Below are 16,535 nucleotides of genomic sequence, written 5' to 3'. Positions count from 1 at the left end.
TCAGGATGGCGCCCGGTCCGTATGGACCGGGCGCTGTCGTCTGATCTGCCTCTTCCGGTGTATACATGACATGCCTCTTCTGTGGTGCAATAGGGGAAAACATGAGAAGGTCAAGCTTTCCGCGATAATGGGTAGGCAGCAATGAGCAACGCCTGGCAGCAAGAGGTGATGGCCGAGATCAAGTCCGGTGGACGGATCAGTGATGGCGATATCGTGCGCCAGGTGCGCCGAGCGGTGTTGACCCAACGGCTGCCTCCGGGGACCCGCCTGCCTGAGGTGACATTGGGCGACGTATTTGGTGTCAGTCGTTCGGTGGTGCGCAAGGCGTTGACGCGGTTGGCCTCAGAACACGTGGTAGATCAGCGCCCCAACCAAGTGGCCCGAGTCAGAGCGCCGGATGTGGACGAGACGCGGCAGACCTTTGCGGCGCGCCGATTGGTCGAGGGTGAGGTGGCTGCGCTGACCGCCGGCACACTGGAGGCTCCGGCGCTGGTCCAGCTTGAGGACCGTATCGACCGGGAGCGGGAGGCGTTTCTTGCCAGTGACGAACCGACGCGGATCGAACATTCCTTGGCGATTCATCACCTGCTGGCGGAGCATTCTCCCAATCGGGTACTGGGGGCGATGCTGACAGATCTGATCCTGCGGACATCGATCGTCATTGCCCTGTACAAGCGGCAGGGCGTCGGCAGCTGCTACCTGGAGGGCGATCACACGCGGCTGCTGAGCCATCTGCGTGAGGGCGATGGCGAGGCCTGCCGCCGCGATGTCGAGCTCCACCTGGATAGCCTTCAGTCGTTGCTGGATCTCGGCCCGAGAGACAGCCGCATCGATCTCAGGTCGATACTTGCCGGGGATGCCTGAGTCATCGCTTGACCCTACTGCCACGTGAGTCTTCTGCACCATGCGCGCTATCCTGACCGCCTTGTCCTTGCTGCTCTGCGCCTTCGCCCCTCCTGCGCTGGCGGAGCGGGTCAATGTCGCTGCGGCGTCATCTCTGCAATTCGTCATGCCGCGACTGGTGGAGAGGTTTGCCGAGAGGGCGGATGCCGATCCCGCAGAGCCTGTGCAGGTCGTGGTGACCTACGGCGCCTCCGGGAATCTCAAGCGCCAGATCGAGCAGGGGGCTCCCTTCTCACTATTTCTGTCGGCTGACGAACGCCGGGCGCTGGAGCTGGAGCAGTCTGGGTTCGCCGAGCAGCCAGGCCAGGTGTATGCCCATGGGCGTCTGGTCTGGCTGCAGCGCGCCGATCACCCGCTGCCGTCTGAACAGGCGCCGTTGGCGGGGGTGCGCCAGGCCATCGAGGCGCGCGAACGCGGTGACGCTGTACGGCGTATTGCGATGGCCAATCCGCGCCATGCTCCCTACGGCATGGCTGCACAGCAGGTACTCACTCGCGAGGGGTTGTGGGACGCCAGCGAGCCGCTGCGACTGATGGGAGAAAACGTCGCCCAGGCCGCCCAGTTCGCGCTCTCGGCGGAGGCTCAAGGAGGCTTCGCCGCCTACTCTCTGGTCAAGGCGCCGGCACTGGCCAAGCGTGCCAGTTGGCGCTTGATACCCGCCTCCTGGCACGCTCCCATCGTGCAGCGCATGGTGCTGCTCAAGGAAGCGGGGCCGGGTGCTACCGCGTTCTATCAGTTCCTGCAAAGTGCTGAGGCCATCTCCGTGCTTGAAGCCGAGGGGTTCGGCTCACCGGCTGATGGTAGGTGATGGCCCATGGATGCACCGGCGCTGATCGTTTCCCTCAAGTTGGCCGTGCTGACCAGTGCGGGGCTGTTGCTTCCAGCGCTCTGGCTGGGGCGGCGCCTGGCGCAGAGCCGCACTCGCTGGAAAGTACTGCCAGAGTCACTGGTCGCGTTGCCGCTGGTCATGCCTCCTACCGTGATGGGGTTCTATCTCATGCTGGCCTTCAGTGCTGATGCTCCCCTGGGCGGCATTTGGCAGAGGTTGACCGGGACCAGCTTGAACTTCTCCTTCAGCGGTATTCTGCTTGCCTCGCTGATCGTCAATATTCCGTTTGCCGTGCAGCCCATCCAGCGCGCCTTCGAAGCGCTACCGGATCATCTGAGGGAGGCCGCCTGGTGCAGCGGTCTATCGCCATGGCGTACCTTCCTGTCCATCGAGCTGCCGCTGGTGATGCCGGGGGTGGTGTCGGCCCTGGCGCTGACCTTTGCACATACTCTCGGTGAATTCGGGGTCATCCTGATGGTGGGTGGGGCGATCGACGGGGAAACGCGTACCTTGGCTATTTCTATCTACGATCATGTGCAGGCTTTCGATGAGTCCGCCGCAGGCTGGATGTCCGCGCTGCTGTTGGCGATCTCGTTCATTACCATCGCAGTGGTCTATGGGCTGTCTGCGCGTCATCGCTGGCAGGCTGAGCGATGACGTTGGCTGAGCGTCCGGCGGGCCAGCAAGGGGAAGGACTGGTGGTCAAGCTGTCCCAGCCCGGACCGATTCCGCTGGATGCCGAATTCTACTGCCGGCCGGGCGAGCTACTGGCCCTGGTAGGTCCCTCGGGCAGCGGCAAATCGACCCTGCTCAGAGCCATCGCCGGACTCTACGCTCCCGCCCGTGGCAGGGTCAGCTGCGGGCAGGAGACATGGTACGCCGCGGATCAAGGTCATGACTGGTCGCCCCAGCAACGGCGAGTGGGGATGGTGTTTCAGGACTATGCCCTGTTTCCTCACCTTGATGCAGCGGACAACATTGCCACCGCCATGGGGCACCTGCCACGCAGCGAGCGCCGACGTCGAGCCGCTGACTGGCTGGAAAGGGTCAATCTCGAGGGGTTGGAGCGGCGTTTGCCGCGGCAGCTGTCCGGCGGCCAACGCCAGCGTGTGGCGCTGGCCAGGGCCTTGGCTCGGGAGCCCAAGGTGCTGCTGCTCGATGAGCCGTTTTCGGCGGTCGATCAGGTCACTCGTCGGCGCTTGCAGCGCGAGCTGGTGCAACTGCGCGAGCGGCTCAGCATTCCTATCGTGCTGGTCACCCATGATCTCAATGAAGCCAGCGCGCTGGCGGATCGCCTGTGTGTCCTCCATGCGGGACGCTCCTTGCAGCAGGGGGCGCCTGAAGCACTGTTTCGGCGGCCAGCCAGCCCAGCCGTAGCCAGGCTGCTCGATCGCCCCAATGTGTTTTCGGGGCGCGTGGTGGCGACCTCCCAAGGGCTCAGGCTCAGCTGGGGTGAGTGGTGTCTTGAAGTGGCTCAGGGGCTGGACGCCTATCCGGTGGGCAGTCACCTGACCTGGTATCTGCCGGCATCTGATATTGTGCTGCAACGAAGTGATCGTCCCTCCCGCGGCATTCGCGAAAACCTGGTGACAGCCCGGGTCGACGAGCTGCTGGTGTTGGGAGGGCAGAGCTCGGTCACCCTCAGGGTCCCTCATGAACCGCAGCCATTGCGCTTCGACATCGCGACCCATGCGGCGCGCCGCAATGGTCTGGTGAAGGGCGGCTGGGTCAGGGTGTCGCTGCTTGCCGCTGGTATCCATGTCATGCAAGCAGATATGCTGCCATCCTCACGTGATGACGATAGCCCTTGATTGGAGGCCTGCATGACTCTTTCCCGCCGTCGTTTCCTGGCGTCGCTGGCGTTGACGCCGGTGGCCCTGTCCTCCACCGGGTTGCTGTCACAGGCTCTTGCCAATGCGCCAGGTCTGGAGACGGTGACCCTGGTGATCCATGGGGCCCAGGGCCCGACCCGATTCACGGTAGAAGTGGCTGACGATGCAAAGGAGCGCAATCAGGGCTTGATGGGCCGGGAGCAGCTGGCAGACGATGCCGGCATGCTGTTCCTCTACCAGAGCCCCCAGGGCGTGCACAACGGCTTCTGGATGTATCAAACCCTGCTGCCGTTGGATATTGCCTTCATTGGTGCCGATGGCCGCATTCAGGAAGTGCGTCGCATGGACCCCTGCGAGGGAAGCGCCTCGGGTTGCCCGACCACGCGTCCCGCCGAGCGATATCATGCGGCGCTGGAAGTTCGGGCTGGCACCTTTGATGCCCTGGGCGTTGGCCCCGGCGACTGCGTCAGCTGGCCGGGGAGTGAGGGAACCTGCCAGGGCTAGGTGGTTGACGTGCGGCTGTCCGCCTCGCGGCGCGGTGTGAAGCGGATGACGATCAGGGCGACACCGGCCACGACCATACCGCCGCCGCCTAGCTTGAAGGGGTCGACGCTATCGTCCAGCAGCAGGATGCCCAGCACCACCGCCAGCACCGGTACCAGCAAGGTCAGTGGTACCACGCGGTTGACGGCGTGACGTCTGACCAGCCCAAACCAGATGCCGTATGCCAGGATGGATGACATCAACGCGGTGTAGAGCACCGCGCCCCATCCCTTGACCCCGGCGTCCAGCATCGCCTGCAGGTGATGGTCCTCGAACCACCAGGAGGCCAAGGCCAGCTGGGGAGTGGCAAACAGGGCAATCCAGCCAGCCATCGCCATGGGCGACACCGAAGGCCCCAGCTTGATCAGCAGCTGCGAGACGGCCCAGCCCAGTGCGCTGAGCAACAGCAATGCTGTTGGCAGCGGCGCGGGCAGGCTAGGGCCGCCCGCCAATACCGCAATCCCGCCGAAGGACAGCAGCAGACCCACCAGACGTTTGATGCCCAGTCGTTCTTTCAGGAAGATCACGGCCAGTAGCGTGGCGAAGGGCGTGCCCATCTGTACCAGCAGGGCGCCGGTACCGGCCTCCGCTTGGGACAGGCCAATGATCAGCAGGGCAAAGTTCATGACCCCGAAAGTGACGGACAGTAGCAGCAGGAAGGGCAATTGGTGTCGTGACACCGGATGAAAGGGCACCAGCAGGGCGGCGACCAGTGCCAGTCTCAGGGTGGTCAGCAGCAGAGGAGGCATGTCGGTGACTCCAAGCTTGATGACGATGATGTTCAACGCCCAGATGACGATGACGCAGAGCCCGAGAAGAAGGTCACGTAGAGGCACTGGAAATCCTTGTTGGCAAAGCCAGCAGGATAGCAGAGCCCCCCGTCCGGCCGAAGGGGGGCTACGCCGAAGAAGACCAGCAGGTGGCTAGAAGGTCCAGCGTACCAGTGCCTGCGGCAGGGATTCGTCGGTGTCCTTCAGGCCGAACTTGTTGTGCCAGTATTGGTATTCGAGACCCAGGCCGACATGCTCGGTGGCGTGCCAGACCAGCTGAGGCTGTGCCAGCACCTGGGACTCCAGGTCACCTTCCTCGGAGGTGATGTCTATGAACCCTTCGAAGCTGAAGTTCTCGTGCCACAGCTGAAATGGTCGGTTCCAGGCCAGCGTCAGCTGCTCCGAGCTGCCGTCGGCCTTGTCGCTGTCATCGTCGCGATACATGGCCTGTACCTTGAAGAAGCGAAAGCCCGGCACGTCGAGATCCACGCCAAGCCCCACCATATGAGTGGTCTTGCGGGTGGCGGAGTTGCGGTCCAGGTCGATCTGGCCGTTCAGGTAAACGTTGCTCACTGGGCCGAAGGACAGATCCTGTCCGAGCACCTTGCCGATGTTTCCCCTCACGTTGAATTCCGCATGGGTGCTGCCGTAGTCCTGTTCTTCCTCGGTGCCCCGGTCGTAGTTGGTGAAGTCGGCGAAGAAGAAGCTGTCGGCATAGGTCCAGCCGCTCGCATTGGCGATCGTCAGGATACCGTGGCGGCGGTTGTCGATACCGAAGCCGGCATCGGCCTGGTCCTCATAGTCCCAGCCATAGAGGGCTTCGACCTTGGTCGTGCTATAGAGAGCGGCCTGGGCCGGAAGGCTCAGCGCGGTTGCCGTCAAGGCGGCAAGGCAATAGGGCAGCTGTCGCATGAGAGTCCTCGTTGTCATTGTGGTTGTCGTCATGCATCTAATGGAAAATATTTCCGTAAACACCTAGATCAGCTTTTCCGATGGCCAGCGACAGGTCAATGAGTTTGTATACATTTTTGGCAGGAAGATGTGTGCATGTTCGAGGTGGGTGAAGGAGGTGGCTGCCTCTCCGTTTCCGCTCATGCCGGTGCGAGACCGAAGGCTTTCCTCTTGTGGTGGATTATGGTTTGCAGGCATATTGAACAGCGGTCAGGACCCATGTTGTTCGCCTATCTCCATAATCGACTCCCAGTCGGCCGAGCTGTCGCGTCTCCGCGCTTGCCGCGTGCCGCCAAGGGAGCATCAACGCAAGGACACGTCATGTCTTCTCTGTTTGGCCTTCGAGCGCCCGCTCGTTGTTCCCTCACCTTGGTTGGCGCCGCTCTGGTGCTTGGTAGTCTGGGTGTCTCGGCGGATACCGAGGCGCGTGAGCTCAAGGTTTCCACGGTGTTATCCGATGCCTTCCCCTGGGGCCAGGCGGCACAGAAATGGGCCGACCTGGTGGAGGAACGATCCGATGGCGAGCTGACGCTGCGGGTCTTCCCCAACTCCCAGCTGGTCAGCGGTGACCAGACCCGTGAGTTTTCTGCCATGCGCTCCGGCCTGATCGATCTGGCCGTTGGTTCGACCATCAACTGGTCGCCCCAGGTGCCTGAACTCAACTTGTTCTCGTTGCCGTTTCTGATGCCGGATGAGCAAGCGGTCGATGCCGTGACCACCGGAGAGGCAGGCGAGTTAGTGTTCCAGGCGATCGAGTCCCGTGGTGTGGTGCCCCTGGCATGGGGGGAGAATGGCTTTCGTCAGCTGTCCAACTCTCGCGGTGTCATCGATGAACCGGGTGATCTCGAAGGGTTGAAGATCCGCGTGGTCGGATCGCCGCTGTTCCAGGACACCTTTACTGCCCTGGGCGCCAACCCGACGCAGATGAGCTGGGCGGACGCCAAGCCTGCCCTGACCACGGGGGCGGTAGACGGTCAGGAGAACCCGCTGTCGGTGTTTGATGTGGCGCGTATCGACCAGGTGGGCCAAGAGCATGTGACGCTGTGGAATTACATGAATGATCCGCTGATCTTTGCTGCCAACCAGCAAGTCTGGGGCACCCTGTCGGATGACGAAAAAGCGCTGCTGCGGGACACCGCGGTGGAGGCTGGAGCCTGGGAAGTGGCGATGACCCGGGAGCAGGAGAGCGAGCGTCTGGCGGCCATTCAGGAGCGTGGTGTCACCGTCACCGACCTGACCGACGACCAGCATCAGGCCTTTGTCACCGCGACGGAAAGCGTCTACGACAAGTGGGTGCCGAGGATTGGGGAGGACCTGGTGGACGCTGCCCGCAGCGCCATCGAGTCTCGCTGAAGCCTCCTCCGCTGTCCCTTGTCGCGCCGCTGGTGTGACAGGTGGACTGCCATGCCGGCCTATCCTGCGGGAGGGCCGGCGTTGTCCTCACCCCCGACCGACGTACCGTTCCAATGAAACGTCCTGATGCTCGACTCGAGCGTATCCTCGCTACCCTGGCGATCCTGATCATTGGCGTGATCAGCCTGGTCAATGTGGTAGTGCGCTACATCACGGGAGGCTCCTTTGCGTTTACCGAGGAGTTTTCTGTCTTCTTGCTGGTGATCCTGACCTTTGCCGGCGCATCCGTGGCGTTGCGACGCCATCGCCATATTCGTATCGGGCTGCTGGAGCGCAAGCTGCCAGCAGCAGGTCAACGCGTGCTGATCCTGTTCCAGGGATGCTGCGGGGTGGTCGTGCTAGGCATGATCACCTGGTTCAGCGGAGTGATGACCTGGCAGGAGTACCAGTGGCAGTCCCTGTCTCCTGGGCTTGGTTTGCCGCAGTGGTGGTACCTGATATGGCTGCCGCTATTGTCTGCCCTGATGCTGCTGCGCCAGGTTCAAGCCTGCGTCGAGCGCCTGCGAGGGGAGAGCCGCGATGACACCTGATCTTTGGATGCTGGCGGCCTTTCTGCTGCTGCTGGTGGCCGGGGTGCCGGTGGCGTTCTCGCTGGGCCTGTCTGGCGCCGTAGGCATTATCACGGGGCTATCCCCGGCGATGCTGGCGACCCTGGGCACCAATACCTACAACAGCGTGGCAAAGTATCCGCTGATTGCGATTCCGCTGTTTATCCTGACCGGCCTCATCTTCGAGCGCGCCGGTGTCGCGGCTCGGCTGGTGCGCTTCGCGCAGGCCCTGGTGGGTCCACGACACGGTGGGCTGGCGGTGGTTGCGGTGGTGGTGTGCATGATCATGGGAGGCATGAGCGGCTCCGGTCCGGCGGATGCTGCCGCTGTGGCCATGGTGATGCTGCCCAGCATGACCCGAGCAGGCTATCCACGACCGTTTTCGGCGACCTTGATTGCGTCATCCGCCTCCACCGCCATTCTGATTCCACCTTCGGTGGCCTTGATTCTCTACTCCATTGTGGTGCCTGGGGTGGACCTTCGAGCGCTGTTTGCGGCGGGACTGTTTCCTGGCGTGCTGGCTGGCGCCTCGTTACTGATACCGGCGCTGTGGCTGTCGCGCCACCATGGCTGGGAAGACCCCCGCGACGTCGAGCGCCCGCCGATCGGCAAGAGCTTTCGGGAGGCGCTGCCCGCGCTGTTCGCGCCGGTCATCATTCTAGGAGGGCTGCGCAGTGGGCTGTTTACCCCCACCGAGGCTGCGGTGGTCGCCGTCGCCTATGGTGTCATCGTCGGCCTGGTGGTGACCCGCGAGCTGTCCCTGAAGGACCTCTGGGGGCTGATGGGTGAGGCTGCCATCGTGTCCGGCGTGGTCATGCTGATCATCGCGCTGGCGGGTATCTTCGCCTGGTCAGGCACCATGCTGGGAACCTTCCGCCACCTTGCCGAATGGGTCATCGGTCTGTCTGACAACGGTGCCTTGCTGCTGGTACTGATCATGCTTGCTGTGCTAGCGGCGGGCATGTTGCTGGATGCTATTTCGATCTATCTGATCATGATGCCGATCCTGATTCCGGTGATGCAGCACTTTGGCTGGAACCCTGTCTGGTTCGGCATTCTGCTGGCCATGAATATTGCCATCGGCCAGTTCACGCCACCCGTGGCGGTCAATTTGATGGTGACCACTGAGGTCGCCAAGGTACGACTCGAACAGACCGTCGGCTGGGCGCTGATCTTTGTCGCGGCCATGGCATCGGCATTGGCGTTGGTAGCAATTTTCCCTGAGATCGCCCTGTGGTTGCCCAGGATCCTGGGGTACAACGTCTAGCATAACGTCTAGCGCAGGGGGGGCGGCAGCCAGCAGCGCCCGAGGACGTTACCGGCTGTCGTTGCCGCTCAAGGGTGATCGGTCAGAGTCTCGAGCCAACGCTGGTGGAGGTCGCGGGTGGTGTCGTCGAACAGCACGAAGCGCACCAGGTCGATGCTGTCGTAGCGGGCCAGTTCGCTGAGCACGGTAGTGATGGCAATCTCTGCGGCTTCCTCGACCGGATAGCCAAAGATGCCGGTGGACAGGGCGGGAAACGCCAAGCGGCGGATACCCTGCTCACTGGCCAGCGCAAGCGCCTGTCGATAGCAGCTGGCCAGCAGTTCGGCACTCGGCTCGTCGTGGCCGTAGACGGGGCCCAGGCAATGGATGACCCAGGGCGCAGGCAGGTTGAAGCCGGGAGTTATCACAGCCTGGCCCGGGGCGATGGGGGCCAAGGGCCTGCCTGCCTTGGCCAGTTCCGGTCCCGCCGCTCGGTGCAGCGCTCCTGCGACGCCGCCGCCGCTCTCCAGTTGGGCATTGGCGGCGTTCACGACTGCGTCGACGTCTGACTGCTGTGAAATATCGCCGGTCACGCATTCCATCAACGGGTGAGACATGGGGCCTCCTTGGCGTGGCTAGGGGGTGAGAGGGGGGTGAGAAAGGGTGGCGAAGGGATTGCGAAAGGCCTCACGCAAGAGTGGCGGCTAGGGCCTTCTAGGGCAAGGGGTGGACGGGCAGGCGGTCGATATCGTCGCGGCGGTCGCGGGCCAGCGGTAGGCGCGCACGTGCCTCCATCAGCTGTTGGCGATCCAGCTCCCTGCAGACGATGCCTTCCTGGTGGCTCAATGGTTGGGCTGGGATATCGGCCGTCAACAGGGGCGGACACAGGGTGGAGTGCCCCCAGTCGTCCCCCGCACGATTGAGGCTCAGCCAGTAGCATTGATGCTCCATGGCACGGGTCGTGATGAAGCTATGCCAGCTGGCGAAGGAAAAGTCGCGAGTAAAGGCCACTGGATGGAGCATCAGGTCCACCCCCTGCTGGCGGTAGCGGGCCGCCAGCTCGCCGAAGCGCAGGTCATAGCAGATCATGACGCCGACCCTCCATCCCGCTACATCGAACGTGACCAGGCGGTCTCCTGGGACAAAATGGCCCGCCTCGGCACTCGCGCCGAATTGCGCGCAATGTAACTTGTCATAGACAGCGCTGATCTCGCCGTCTGGTCCGACCACAACCTGGCTGATGTGTCGTCTCAAGCCTGCGGGAGTATCAGCAGCGCGGCGGGCGAGACCAAAGGCGATGAAGCAGCCGAGCTCGGAGGCCAGGTCTCGATGCAGCTGCACCACCGGCCCCTTGAGATCGTCGTCCAGTTGGTCTAGGTGATCAAAGGCGGCATCGCTGTATTCCTGAGACGACAGTTCCGGCAGCACGATGAGATCCGGTTGATGGTGACGGGCCGCCTGGCGCAGGTCTTGCGCGAGCCGTGTCAGGTAGCCGAGCTGTTCGTTGCGGGTCCGGGTGGTGGGGATTGCGGTCTGACAGGCCAGTAGTCGCATCGGATTCTCGTGTCAGGAAATGTCCAAGATTACCTGCCGTGCAGGCGTGACGACAGTCATGGGTGTGGCACCTTTGTCCGCAGCGACTATGCTCACGATGAGTGCTGGTGTCTGCATGGACGCTGATGCAAGGTGGCAGGGCAGCCGCGGCGGCTTTGCTGGATGGGCCTGTCACAGGCTGATGGTCGGGTAAGGAGGAAAGGTCGTCGTAAAATTAACGCCCACTAAACGTTAGCGGTAGCTAAACTCTCGTTTTACAATGGATATGCCTGGACCCTTCAGGTGAATTTCCCGCTAAAGTAGTGACGATTGGACGCTTTGCCGGCCCAGGAGGGGCAGGGTAGAGTTCCATGCTGTCAACGTCGACAATACCAAAAGAGGTGTGACCATGAAGCGCCATGCTTTCTCCGCCGCTGCTCTGTCCAGCGCCATTCTGGGAACTGCCATGTTCGCGTCCCCGGCCATGGCCCAGGATCAGGAACAGTTCATCACCATCGGCACCGGTGGTCAGACCGGCGTGTATTACGTCGTTGGGCAGTCCGTCTGCCGCTTCGTTAATCGCAATAGCGACGAGACGAACATTCGCTGTAACGCGCCCTCTACCGGGGGTTCTGTGGCCAACGTCAATGGCATTCGCAGCGGCGAGTTGACCATGGGTGTGGCGCAGTCTGATGTGCAGTATCAGGCCTACAACGGCACTGGCAACTTCGAAGGTGACGCCTACGAAGATCTGCGCGCCGTCTTCAAGGTGCATGGTGAGCCGCTGACGATCCTGGCCCGTGCTGATTCCGGCATCGAGAGCCTGGATGACCTGGCTGGCAAGCGCGTCAACATCGGTAATCCGGGTTCCGGTCAGCGCAACACCATGGAAGTGGTGATGGACGCCAAGGGCTGGACCGAAGACACCTTCTCCCTGGCTTCCCAGCTGGACGCGGCCGAAATGGCCTCTGCCCTGGCGGACAACAACATCGATGCCATGGCCTATGTGGTCGGCCACCCCAATGGCTCCATCCAGGAAGCCACCACCACGGTCGACGCGCGCCTGGTGCCCCTTAACGATGACGCCATCAAGGGACTGGTCGAGGAATATCCCTACTATTCCATGTCCACCATCCCGGGCGGCCTGTACAAGGGCAACGACGAGGACGTCGAAACCTTCGGTGTCGCGGCCACCTTCGTGACCAGCGCTGAAGCCGACGACGAACTGGTCTACCAGACCGTCAAGGCAGTGTTCGACAACTTCGACCGCTTCAAGCGCCTGCACCCGGCCTTCGAAACGCTGGATCCGAAGGACATGGTCTCCAATGGCCTGTCTGCCCCGCTGCACGAAGGTGCCGCTCGCTACTATCGTGAGCAGGGCTGGATCGAGTAACGGATTACCGTTACACGGATATCCGATGCATTTCTGCGCGGTCAGCCAGTGGGCGGCCGCGCAGTGCGTTGTGGACCGGCGACGAGATGAGCCAGTCACTGTCTCGTCAGCATCTGCAACGCGCCCGTTCATTCGGGCCTCAGGGGATGGTGGCCGCGGCCAACCATCATCACGATTCCTCTCCCAAGGCAGGGCACGCTTATGACTGAGGACAACAAAAGATCCACGGCGGCAGAAGTGGATCTTGAGGACATGGTCGCCTCCAGCGACTCAGGCTCGCGCAATCCGGCGGGTGGACCAGGCAAACTGCTGGTGGGGGTTGCCGCAGCGTGGTCGCTGTTTCAGCTATGGATAGCCTCGCCGCTGCCGTTCATGGCGGGCATTGGCGTCTTCAATGCCACCGAAGCGCGCTCCATACACCTGGCCTTTGCGCTGTTCCTGGCATTCATGGCGTATCCCGCCACCAAGCGCTCGCCGCGCGATCGTATTCCTTTGCAGGATTGGGTGCTGGGCATTCTTGCCGCCTGTGCCGGCGCGTACATGTTTGTGTTCTACGAGCAGCTTGCCCAGCGTCCTGGTGCACCGATTCTGCAGGACGTCATCGTCGGTGTGGCCGGTCTGGTGCTGTTGCTGGAGGCGACTCGGCGCGCGCTCGGGCCGCCACTAATGATCATTGCCTCGATCTTTATCATTTATTCACTGGCAGGCCCGTGGATGCCCGGCATTCTGGCGCATCGCGGTGTCAGTCTGTATGGCTTGGTCAATCATCAGTGGCTAACCACCCAAGGCGTGTTTGGTATCGCCCTGGGGGTGTCGACCAGCTTCGTCTTCCTGTTTGTGCTCTTTGGCGCCTTGCTGGACAAGGCTGGCGCGGGTAACTATTTCATCAAGGTCGCCTTTTCTCTGCTGGGCCACTACAAGGGCGGGCCGGCCAAGGCTGCCGTGGTGGCTTCGGGCATGACGGGGCTGATTTCCGGCTCTTCCATTGCCAACACGGTGACTACCGGCACGTTCACCATTCCGATGATGAAGCGTGTGGGCTTTTCCTCCGAGAAGGCGGGCGCGGTGGAGGTCTCCTCCTCGGTCAACGGCCAGATCATGCCGCCGGTCATGGGGGCGGCCGCCTTTCTGATGGTGGAATACGTCGGTATTTCCTACGTGGAGGTGATCAAGCACGCCTTCCTGCCGGCGCTGATTTCCTATATTGCCTTGATCTACATCGTTCACCTCGAGGCGCTCAAGGCCAATATGCAGGGCCTGGAAAGCTCCAACCCGCCGAAGCCACTGGTGCGCAAGGTGATCGGGTTCCTCGGTGGTCTGCTGCTGATGATGGTGGTGGCGCTGGGCGTCTACTACGGCCTTGGCTGGCTGAAACCGGTACTGGGCGATGCCACTCCCTGGGTCGTTGCGGTGGCGCTGGCCGTGGTCTATGTGGCCCTGCTCAAGCTCGCAGCGGGATATCCTGAGCTGGAGCTGGATGACCCCAACGAGCCTATCTACACCTTGCCGCAGACGCGCCCGACGGTCATGGTGGGTCTGCAGTATCTGCTGCCGGTCATCGTCCTGATCTGGTGCTTGATGGTGGAGCGTCTTTCGCCTGGGCTGTCGGCTTTCTGGGCCACGGTCTTCATGGTCTTCATCATGCTGACCCAGCGTCCGATCATGCACGCCTTCCGTGGCCGCGGCGATTTTGCCAAGGACCTGCGTGAAGGCGGCATGGACCTGTGGAACGGCCTGGTCACCGGCGCCCGTAACATGATCGGTATCGGTATTGCCACGGCGACGGCCGGCATCATTGTCGGTGCCGTGTCTCAGACCGGGGTGGGGCTGGTGCTCGCGGACGTGGTGGAAATCCTGTCCATGGGCAACCTGATGCTGATCCTGTTCTTCACTGCCGTGCTCAGCTTGATTCTGGGGATGGGGCTGCCGACGACCGCCAACTACATCGTAGTGTCGGCGCTGCTGGCACCGGTGATCGTACAGCTAGGTGAACAGAACGGGTTGCTGGTGCCGTTGATCGCCGTGCACCTGTTTGTGTTCTATTTCGGCATCATGGCGGACGTCACTCCGCCGGTGGGGCTGGCTTCCTTCGCTGCCGCGGCGGTCTCGGGAGGCGACCCCATTCGTACCGGGTTCCAGGCGTTCTACTACAGCCTGAGAACGGCCGCACTGCCGTTCTTGTTCATCTTCAACACGGATCTGCTGTTGATTGATGTAGCGCCCTTGCAGGGGGTATTGGTGTTCGTGGTGGCGACGATCGCCATGTTGATCTTTGCCGCGGCCACCCAAGGCTACATGCTGACAAGAAACCGCTGGTACGAGAGCATCCTGTTGCTGCTGGTGGCATTCAGCCTGTTCCGCCCGGGCTTCTGGATGGACATGATCCATGACCCGTACCGCAGTATTGCTCCGTCTGAATTTGTCGAGACTTACGGCAAGGTGGACGAAGACAGTACCCTGCGTATCCAGGTCAAGGGCGAAGATGCCTTCGGTGATCCTCTGACCACCTACATGACTCTGCCCGTTGTCGAGGGTGAGAGCGGAGAAGAGCGGCTGCTCAACCTCGGCCTTGAGCTATACATCGACGATGGGCGTGCCATGGTCGACATGGTGACCTACGGCAGTCAGGCATCGGATCTCGGCTTCGACTTCGATCAGGAGATCGTCGATATTCAGGCGCCGGTGGATCGCTGGCCGAAGGAGTTGATCTGGTTCCCGGCGCTGCTGCTGTTCGCCTTTGTGGTATTGGCGCAGCGCCGTCGTCGCTCGCATGATTCCACCGAGGCTACGGTCTGAGGAGGCCTGACATGTATCAGAAACTGTTGTTGCCGGTCGATCTCAACGAGCCCTCCTCCTGGGAGCGTGCCTTGCCTGTGGCGCTGTCCTTGTGTCGGAACTTTGAGGCCAGCCTGCACCTGGTGACGGTCCTGCCGGACTATCGCATGCCGCTGGTGGGCTCCTATTTCCCCAAGGATTTTGCCAAGAAGGCGCGGGAAGCGTTACAGAAGGCTCAGAAGGAGTTCATCGACCAGCACGTGCCTGATGACGTCCAGTCTCAGGCCATCATCGTCGATGGGTCCCCATGGGAGGCCATCATCAAGGTCGGCAAGAAGATCGATGCCGACCTGATCGTGATGGCGTCGCATACCAAGCGCAAGTTCTCTGACTACGTGATAGGCCCCAATGCGGAGCATGTGGTGCACCACAGCAAGTGTTCGGTGATGATCGTTCGCTGAGACGCTGGCAGGTCCAGGTGATAGACCGCTATCCGCAGCCCCCTCCTTGTGAGGGGGCTTTTTATTGTTGATGTGGCCTCCGCGGTACGGCCTCGAAGACGAGCGAGTGAGTGCCGTCGCAGGCACGTGGCTTTTTCGTAAGCTTGCGTAGGTTCAAGGCGAAGCCCCGGCCCATCAACTACAGTCAAGTGAGAGTCGACCGGCGCCTAGGAGCGCGAAACACCCCTTTGTCAGGCGCTAAGACTCCCATGACGGTTGTGCAACAACCGATGGAATCACTGGTGGCATAACGGGCCGATAGTACAAGCCCTTAGCCGTTGGTAGAGGGGGTGAAGATGATGAGTGCAGCAGCTTCACGGCGGGACAAGCTGGCAAGCGGCGCCAGGGTCAAGATCTCCATCAAGAATGTCGGTATGGGACGGCCAAGAGCATGGCTGGCTTCCGGCTTCGAGGACTTCAGGGCGGCAACGGCCGTCAGCCTTTCTTACGGCATGTTCTGGGTAGGGCTCAGTATCGCCGTCACGGCGGGCGCGTTGACCATGGGCCTGTGGCACTGGCTGTTGCCACTGGTGGCCGGGTTCATGTTTATCGGCCCGCTGGTGGCGGTAGGGTCCTACGGGATCAGTCGCGCGTTGGAAGAGGGCCGATCACCGACGTTGGGGGATGCATTTGGCGCCTGGCGCGGTCATGGCGGCCAGCTGGCGATGATGGGCGTGATGATGATGATCTTCTTTCTCGCCTGGATTCGCCTGGCCACCTTGCTGTTCGCGCTGTTCTTCGGTCTGCAGTCTCCTGATCCGGCAACCGTCTATGCCTCCTTGCTGACCACTCCCGAAGGGTTCGGCATGCTGGCCGTGGGGTTGGCGGTGGGTTGTGTACTGGCTTTTGGCGCCTTCTCGATCAGTGTGGTTGCGATTCCGACGCTGATGGATCAGGACCTGACGTTTATGGAAGGGATCGAGGCCAGCATCCGCTCGGTGGCCAGAAATTTCCGCCCGATGCTGCTGTGGGCGGCTATCCTGACCGGCTGTGTGTTGATCGGGATGGCGACCTTCTATATCGGGCTGGCCTTGATCTTGCCGGTGCTGGGGCACGCCAGCTGGCACGCCTACGAGGATCTCGTGGTGTGCGAGATGGTGGACGAGTCCGACGCCTGAGCCTGACGACAGGCGCCGGCGTAGGGCTCATCGCCTGGGTCTGGTGCCTGGGTCTGGCGTCTGAGAGTGATTCGCAGCGGCGAAGGGGCTTATCTCCTGTTCAGGGCCCAGTTTTCTTGAATCAGCAAAGGCGGGGGCCGCTTGCTGGACTGACCTTTTGTACGCGATGACGTACTCTACA

The 16,535-nt window shown here is 62.0% G+C and carries 16 protein-coding genes; 12 read left to right on the top strand and 4 right to left on the bottom strand.

What is annotated here, in order from left to right; genetic code table 11:
- Positions 1-141: 141 nt before the first annotated feature.
- The 5 genes from JF545_RS04865 to JF545_RS04845 are packed head-to-tail and all read left to right on the top strand — an operon-like array spanning position 142 to position 4,068.
- Complete coding sequence (locus tag JF545_RS04865; RefSeq protein WP_206939828.1) at positions 142-864, top strand: GntR family transcriptional regulator; 723 nt, start codon at positions 142-144, stop codon at positions 862-864.
- A 40-nt stretch (positions 865-904) separates the two neighbouring features.
- Entirely contained in the window at positions 905-1,711 is an 807-nt protein-coding gene (modA, locus tag JF545_RS04860; RefSeq protein ID WP_206939827.1) for a molybdate ABC transporter substrate-binding protein, read from the top strand.
- A 6-nt stretch (positions 1,712-1,717) separates the two neighbouring features.
- Entirely contained in the window at positions 1,718-2,389 is a 672-nt protein-coding gene (gene modB / locus JF545_RS04855; protein ID WP_206939821.1) for a molybdate ABC transporter permease subunit, read from the top strand.
- Positions 2,386-3,543: an ABC transporter ATP-binding protein gene (locus JF545_RS04850; RefSeq protein ID WP_206939815.1), complete on the top strand. Its 1,158-nt coding sequence runs from the start codon at positions 2,386-2,388 to the stop codon at positions 3,541-3,543. The genes modB and JF545_RS04850 overlap by 4 nt, the downstream gene beginning before the upstream one ends.
- A gap of 12 nt (positions 3,544-3,555) precedes the next feature.
- A complete protein-coding gene (locus JF545_RS04845) occupies positions 3,556-4,068 on the top strand; it encodes a DUF192 domain-containing protein (protein WP_206939814.1) in 513 nt (170 codons plus the stop codon).
- On the opposite strand, the gene JF545_RS04840 is transcribed toward JF545_RS04845, so the two are convergent.
- Positions 4,065-4,943, bottom strand: coding sequence for a DMT family transporter (locus tag JF545_RS04840; protein ID WP_206939813.1), 879 nt, complete (start codon positions 4,941-4,943; stop codon positions 4,065-4,067). The two genes, JF545_RS04845 and JF545_RS04840, sit on opposite strands and share 4 nt — an antisense overlap.
- An 87-nt stretch (positions 4,944-5,030) precedes the next feature.
- Positions 5,031-5,789, bottom strand: a complete 759-nt coding sequence (locus JF545_RS04835) for an outer membrane protein OmpK (protein ID WP_206939812.1) — start codon at positions 5,787-5,789, stop codon at positions 5,031-5,033.
- Positions 5,790-6,149: 360 nt separating this feature from the next.
- On the opposite strand from JF545_RS04835, the gene JF545_RS04830 reads away from it, so the two are divergent.
- The 3 genes from JF545_RS04830 to JF545_RS04820 all read left to right on the top strand — a co-directional run bounded on the left by JF545_RS04830 (position 6,150) and on the right by JF545_RS04820 (position 9,056).
- The gene (locus JF545_RS04830) at positions 6,150-7,181 is read left to right on the top strand and encodes a DctP family TRAP transporter solute-binding subunit (protein ID WP_431606256.1); all 1,032 of its coding nucleotides are present in this window, start codon (positions 6,150-6,152) and stop codon (positions 7,179-7,181) included.
- A 113-nt stretch (positions 7,182-7,294) separates the two neighbouring features.
- Positions 7,295-7,771: a TRAP transporter small permease gene (locus JF545_RS04825; protein WP_206939811.1), complete on the top strand. Its 477-nt coding sequence runs from the start codon at positions 7,295-7,297 to the stop codon at positions 7,769-7,771.
- Positions 7,761-9,056 carry a TRAP transporter large permease gene (locus JF545_RS04820; protein WP_206939810.1) on the top strand — a complete coding sequence of 432 codons (1,296 nt, stop codon included), beginning with the start codon at positions 7,761-7,763 and terminating at the stop codon, positions 9,054-9,056. The genes JF545_RS04825 and JF545_RS04820 overlap by 11 nt, the downstream gene beginning before the upstream one ends.
- Positions 9,057-9,124: 68 nt before the next feature.
- On the opposite strand, the gene JF545_RS04815 is transcribed toward JF545_RS04820, so the two are convergent.
- On the bottom strand, positions 9,125-9,652 hold the full coding sequence (locus JF545_RS04815) for a macro domain-containing protein (protein WP_206939809.1): 528 nt from the start codon (positions 9,650-9,652) through the stop codon (positions 9,125-9,127).
- Positions 9,653-9,749: 97 nt separating this feature from the next.
- Positions 9,750-10,589 (bottom strand): carbon-nitrogen hydrolase family protein, encoded by an 840-nt coding sequence (locus JF545_RS04810; RefSeq protein WP_206939808.1) that lies wholly within the window; start codon positions 10,587-10,589, stop codon positions 9,750-9,752.
- A 388-nt stretch (positions 10,590-10,977) separates the two neighbouring features.
- On the opposite strand from JF545_RS04810, the gene JF545_RS04805 reads away from it, so the two are divergent.
- The 4 genes from JF545_RS04805 to JF545_RS04790 all read left to right on the top strand — a co-directional run bounded on the left by JF545_RS04805 (position 10,978) and on the right by JF545_RS04790 (position 16,354).
- A complete protein-coding gene (locus JF545_RS04805; RefSeq protein WP_206939807.1) occupies positions 10,978-11,961 on the top strand; it encodes a TAXI family TRAP transporter solute-binding subunit in 984 nt (327 codons plus the stop codon).
- 201 nt (positions 11,962-12,162) lie between these two features.
- Positions 12,163-14,757, top strand: coding sequence for a TRAP transporter permease (locus JF545_RS04800; RefSeq protein ID WP_206939806.1), 2,595 nt, complete (start codon positions 12,163-12,165; stop codon positions 14,755-14,757).
- A gap of 11 nt (positions 14,758-14,768) precedes the next feature.
- Positions 14,769-15,197, top strand: coding sequence for a universal stress protein (locus tag JF545_RS04795; protein ID WP_206939805.1), 429 nt, complete (start codon positions 14,769-14,771; stop codon positions 15,195-15,197).
- Positions 15,198-15,535: 338 nt separating this feature from the next.
- On the top strand, positions 15,536-16,354 hold the full coding sequence (locus tag JF545_RS04790; RefSeq protein WP_206940798.1) for a DUF2189 domain-containing protein: 819 nt from the start codon (positions 15,536-15,538) through the stop codon (positions 16,352-16,354).
- Positions 16,355-16,535 lie beyond the last annotated feature (181 nt).

The organism is Halomonas litopenaei (assembly GCF_017303055.1).
In the GTDB taxonomy this organism is placed as follows: Bacteria; Pseudomonadota; Gammaproteobacteria; order Pseudomonadales; family Halomonadaceae; genus Halomonas; species Halomonas litopenaei_A.
Note: the sequence above shows the minus strand (reverse complement) of the source record. Positions and strands in the feature narration are given on the sequence as shown.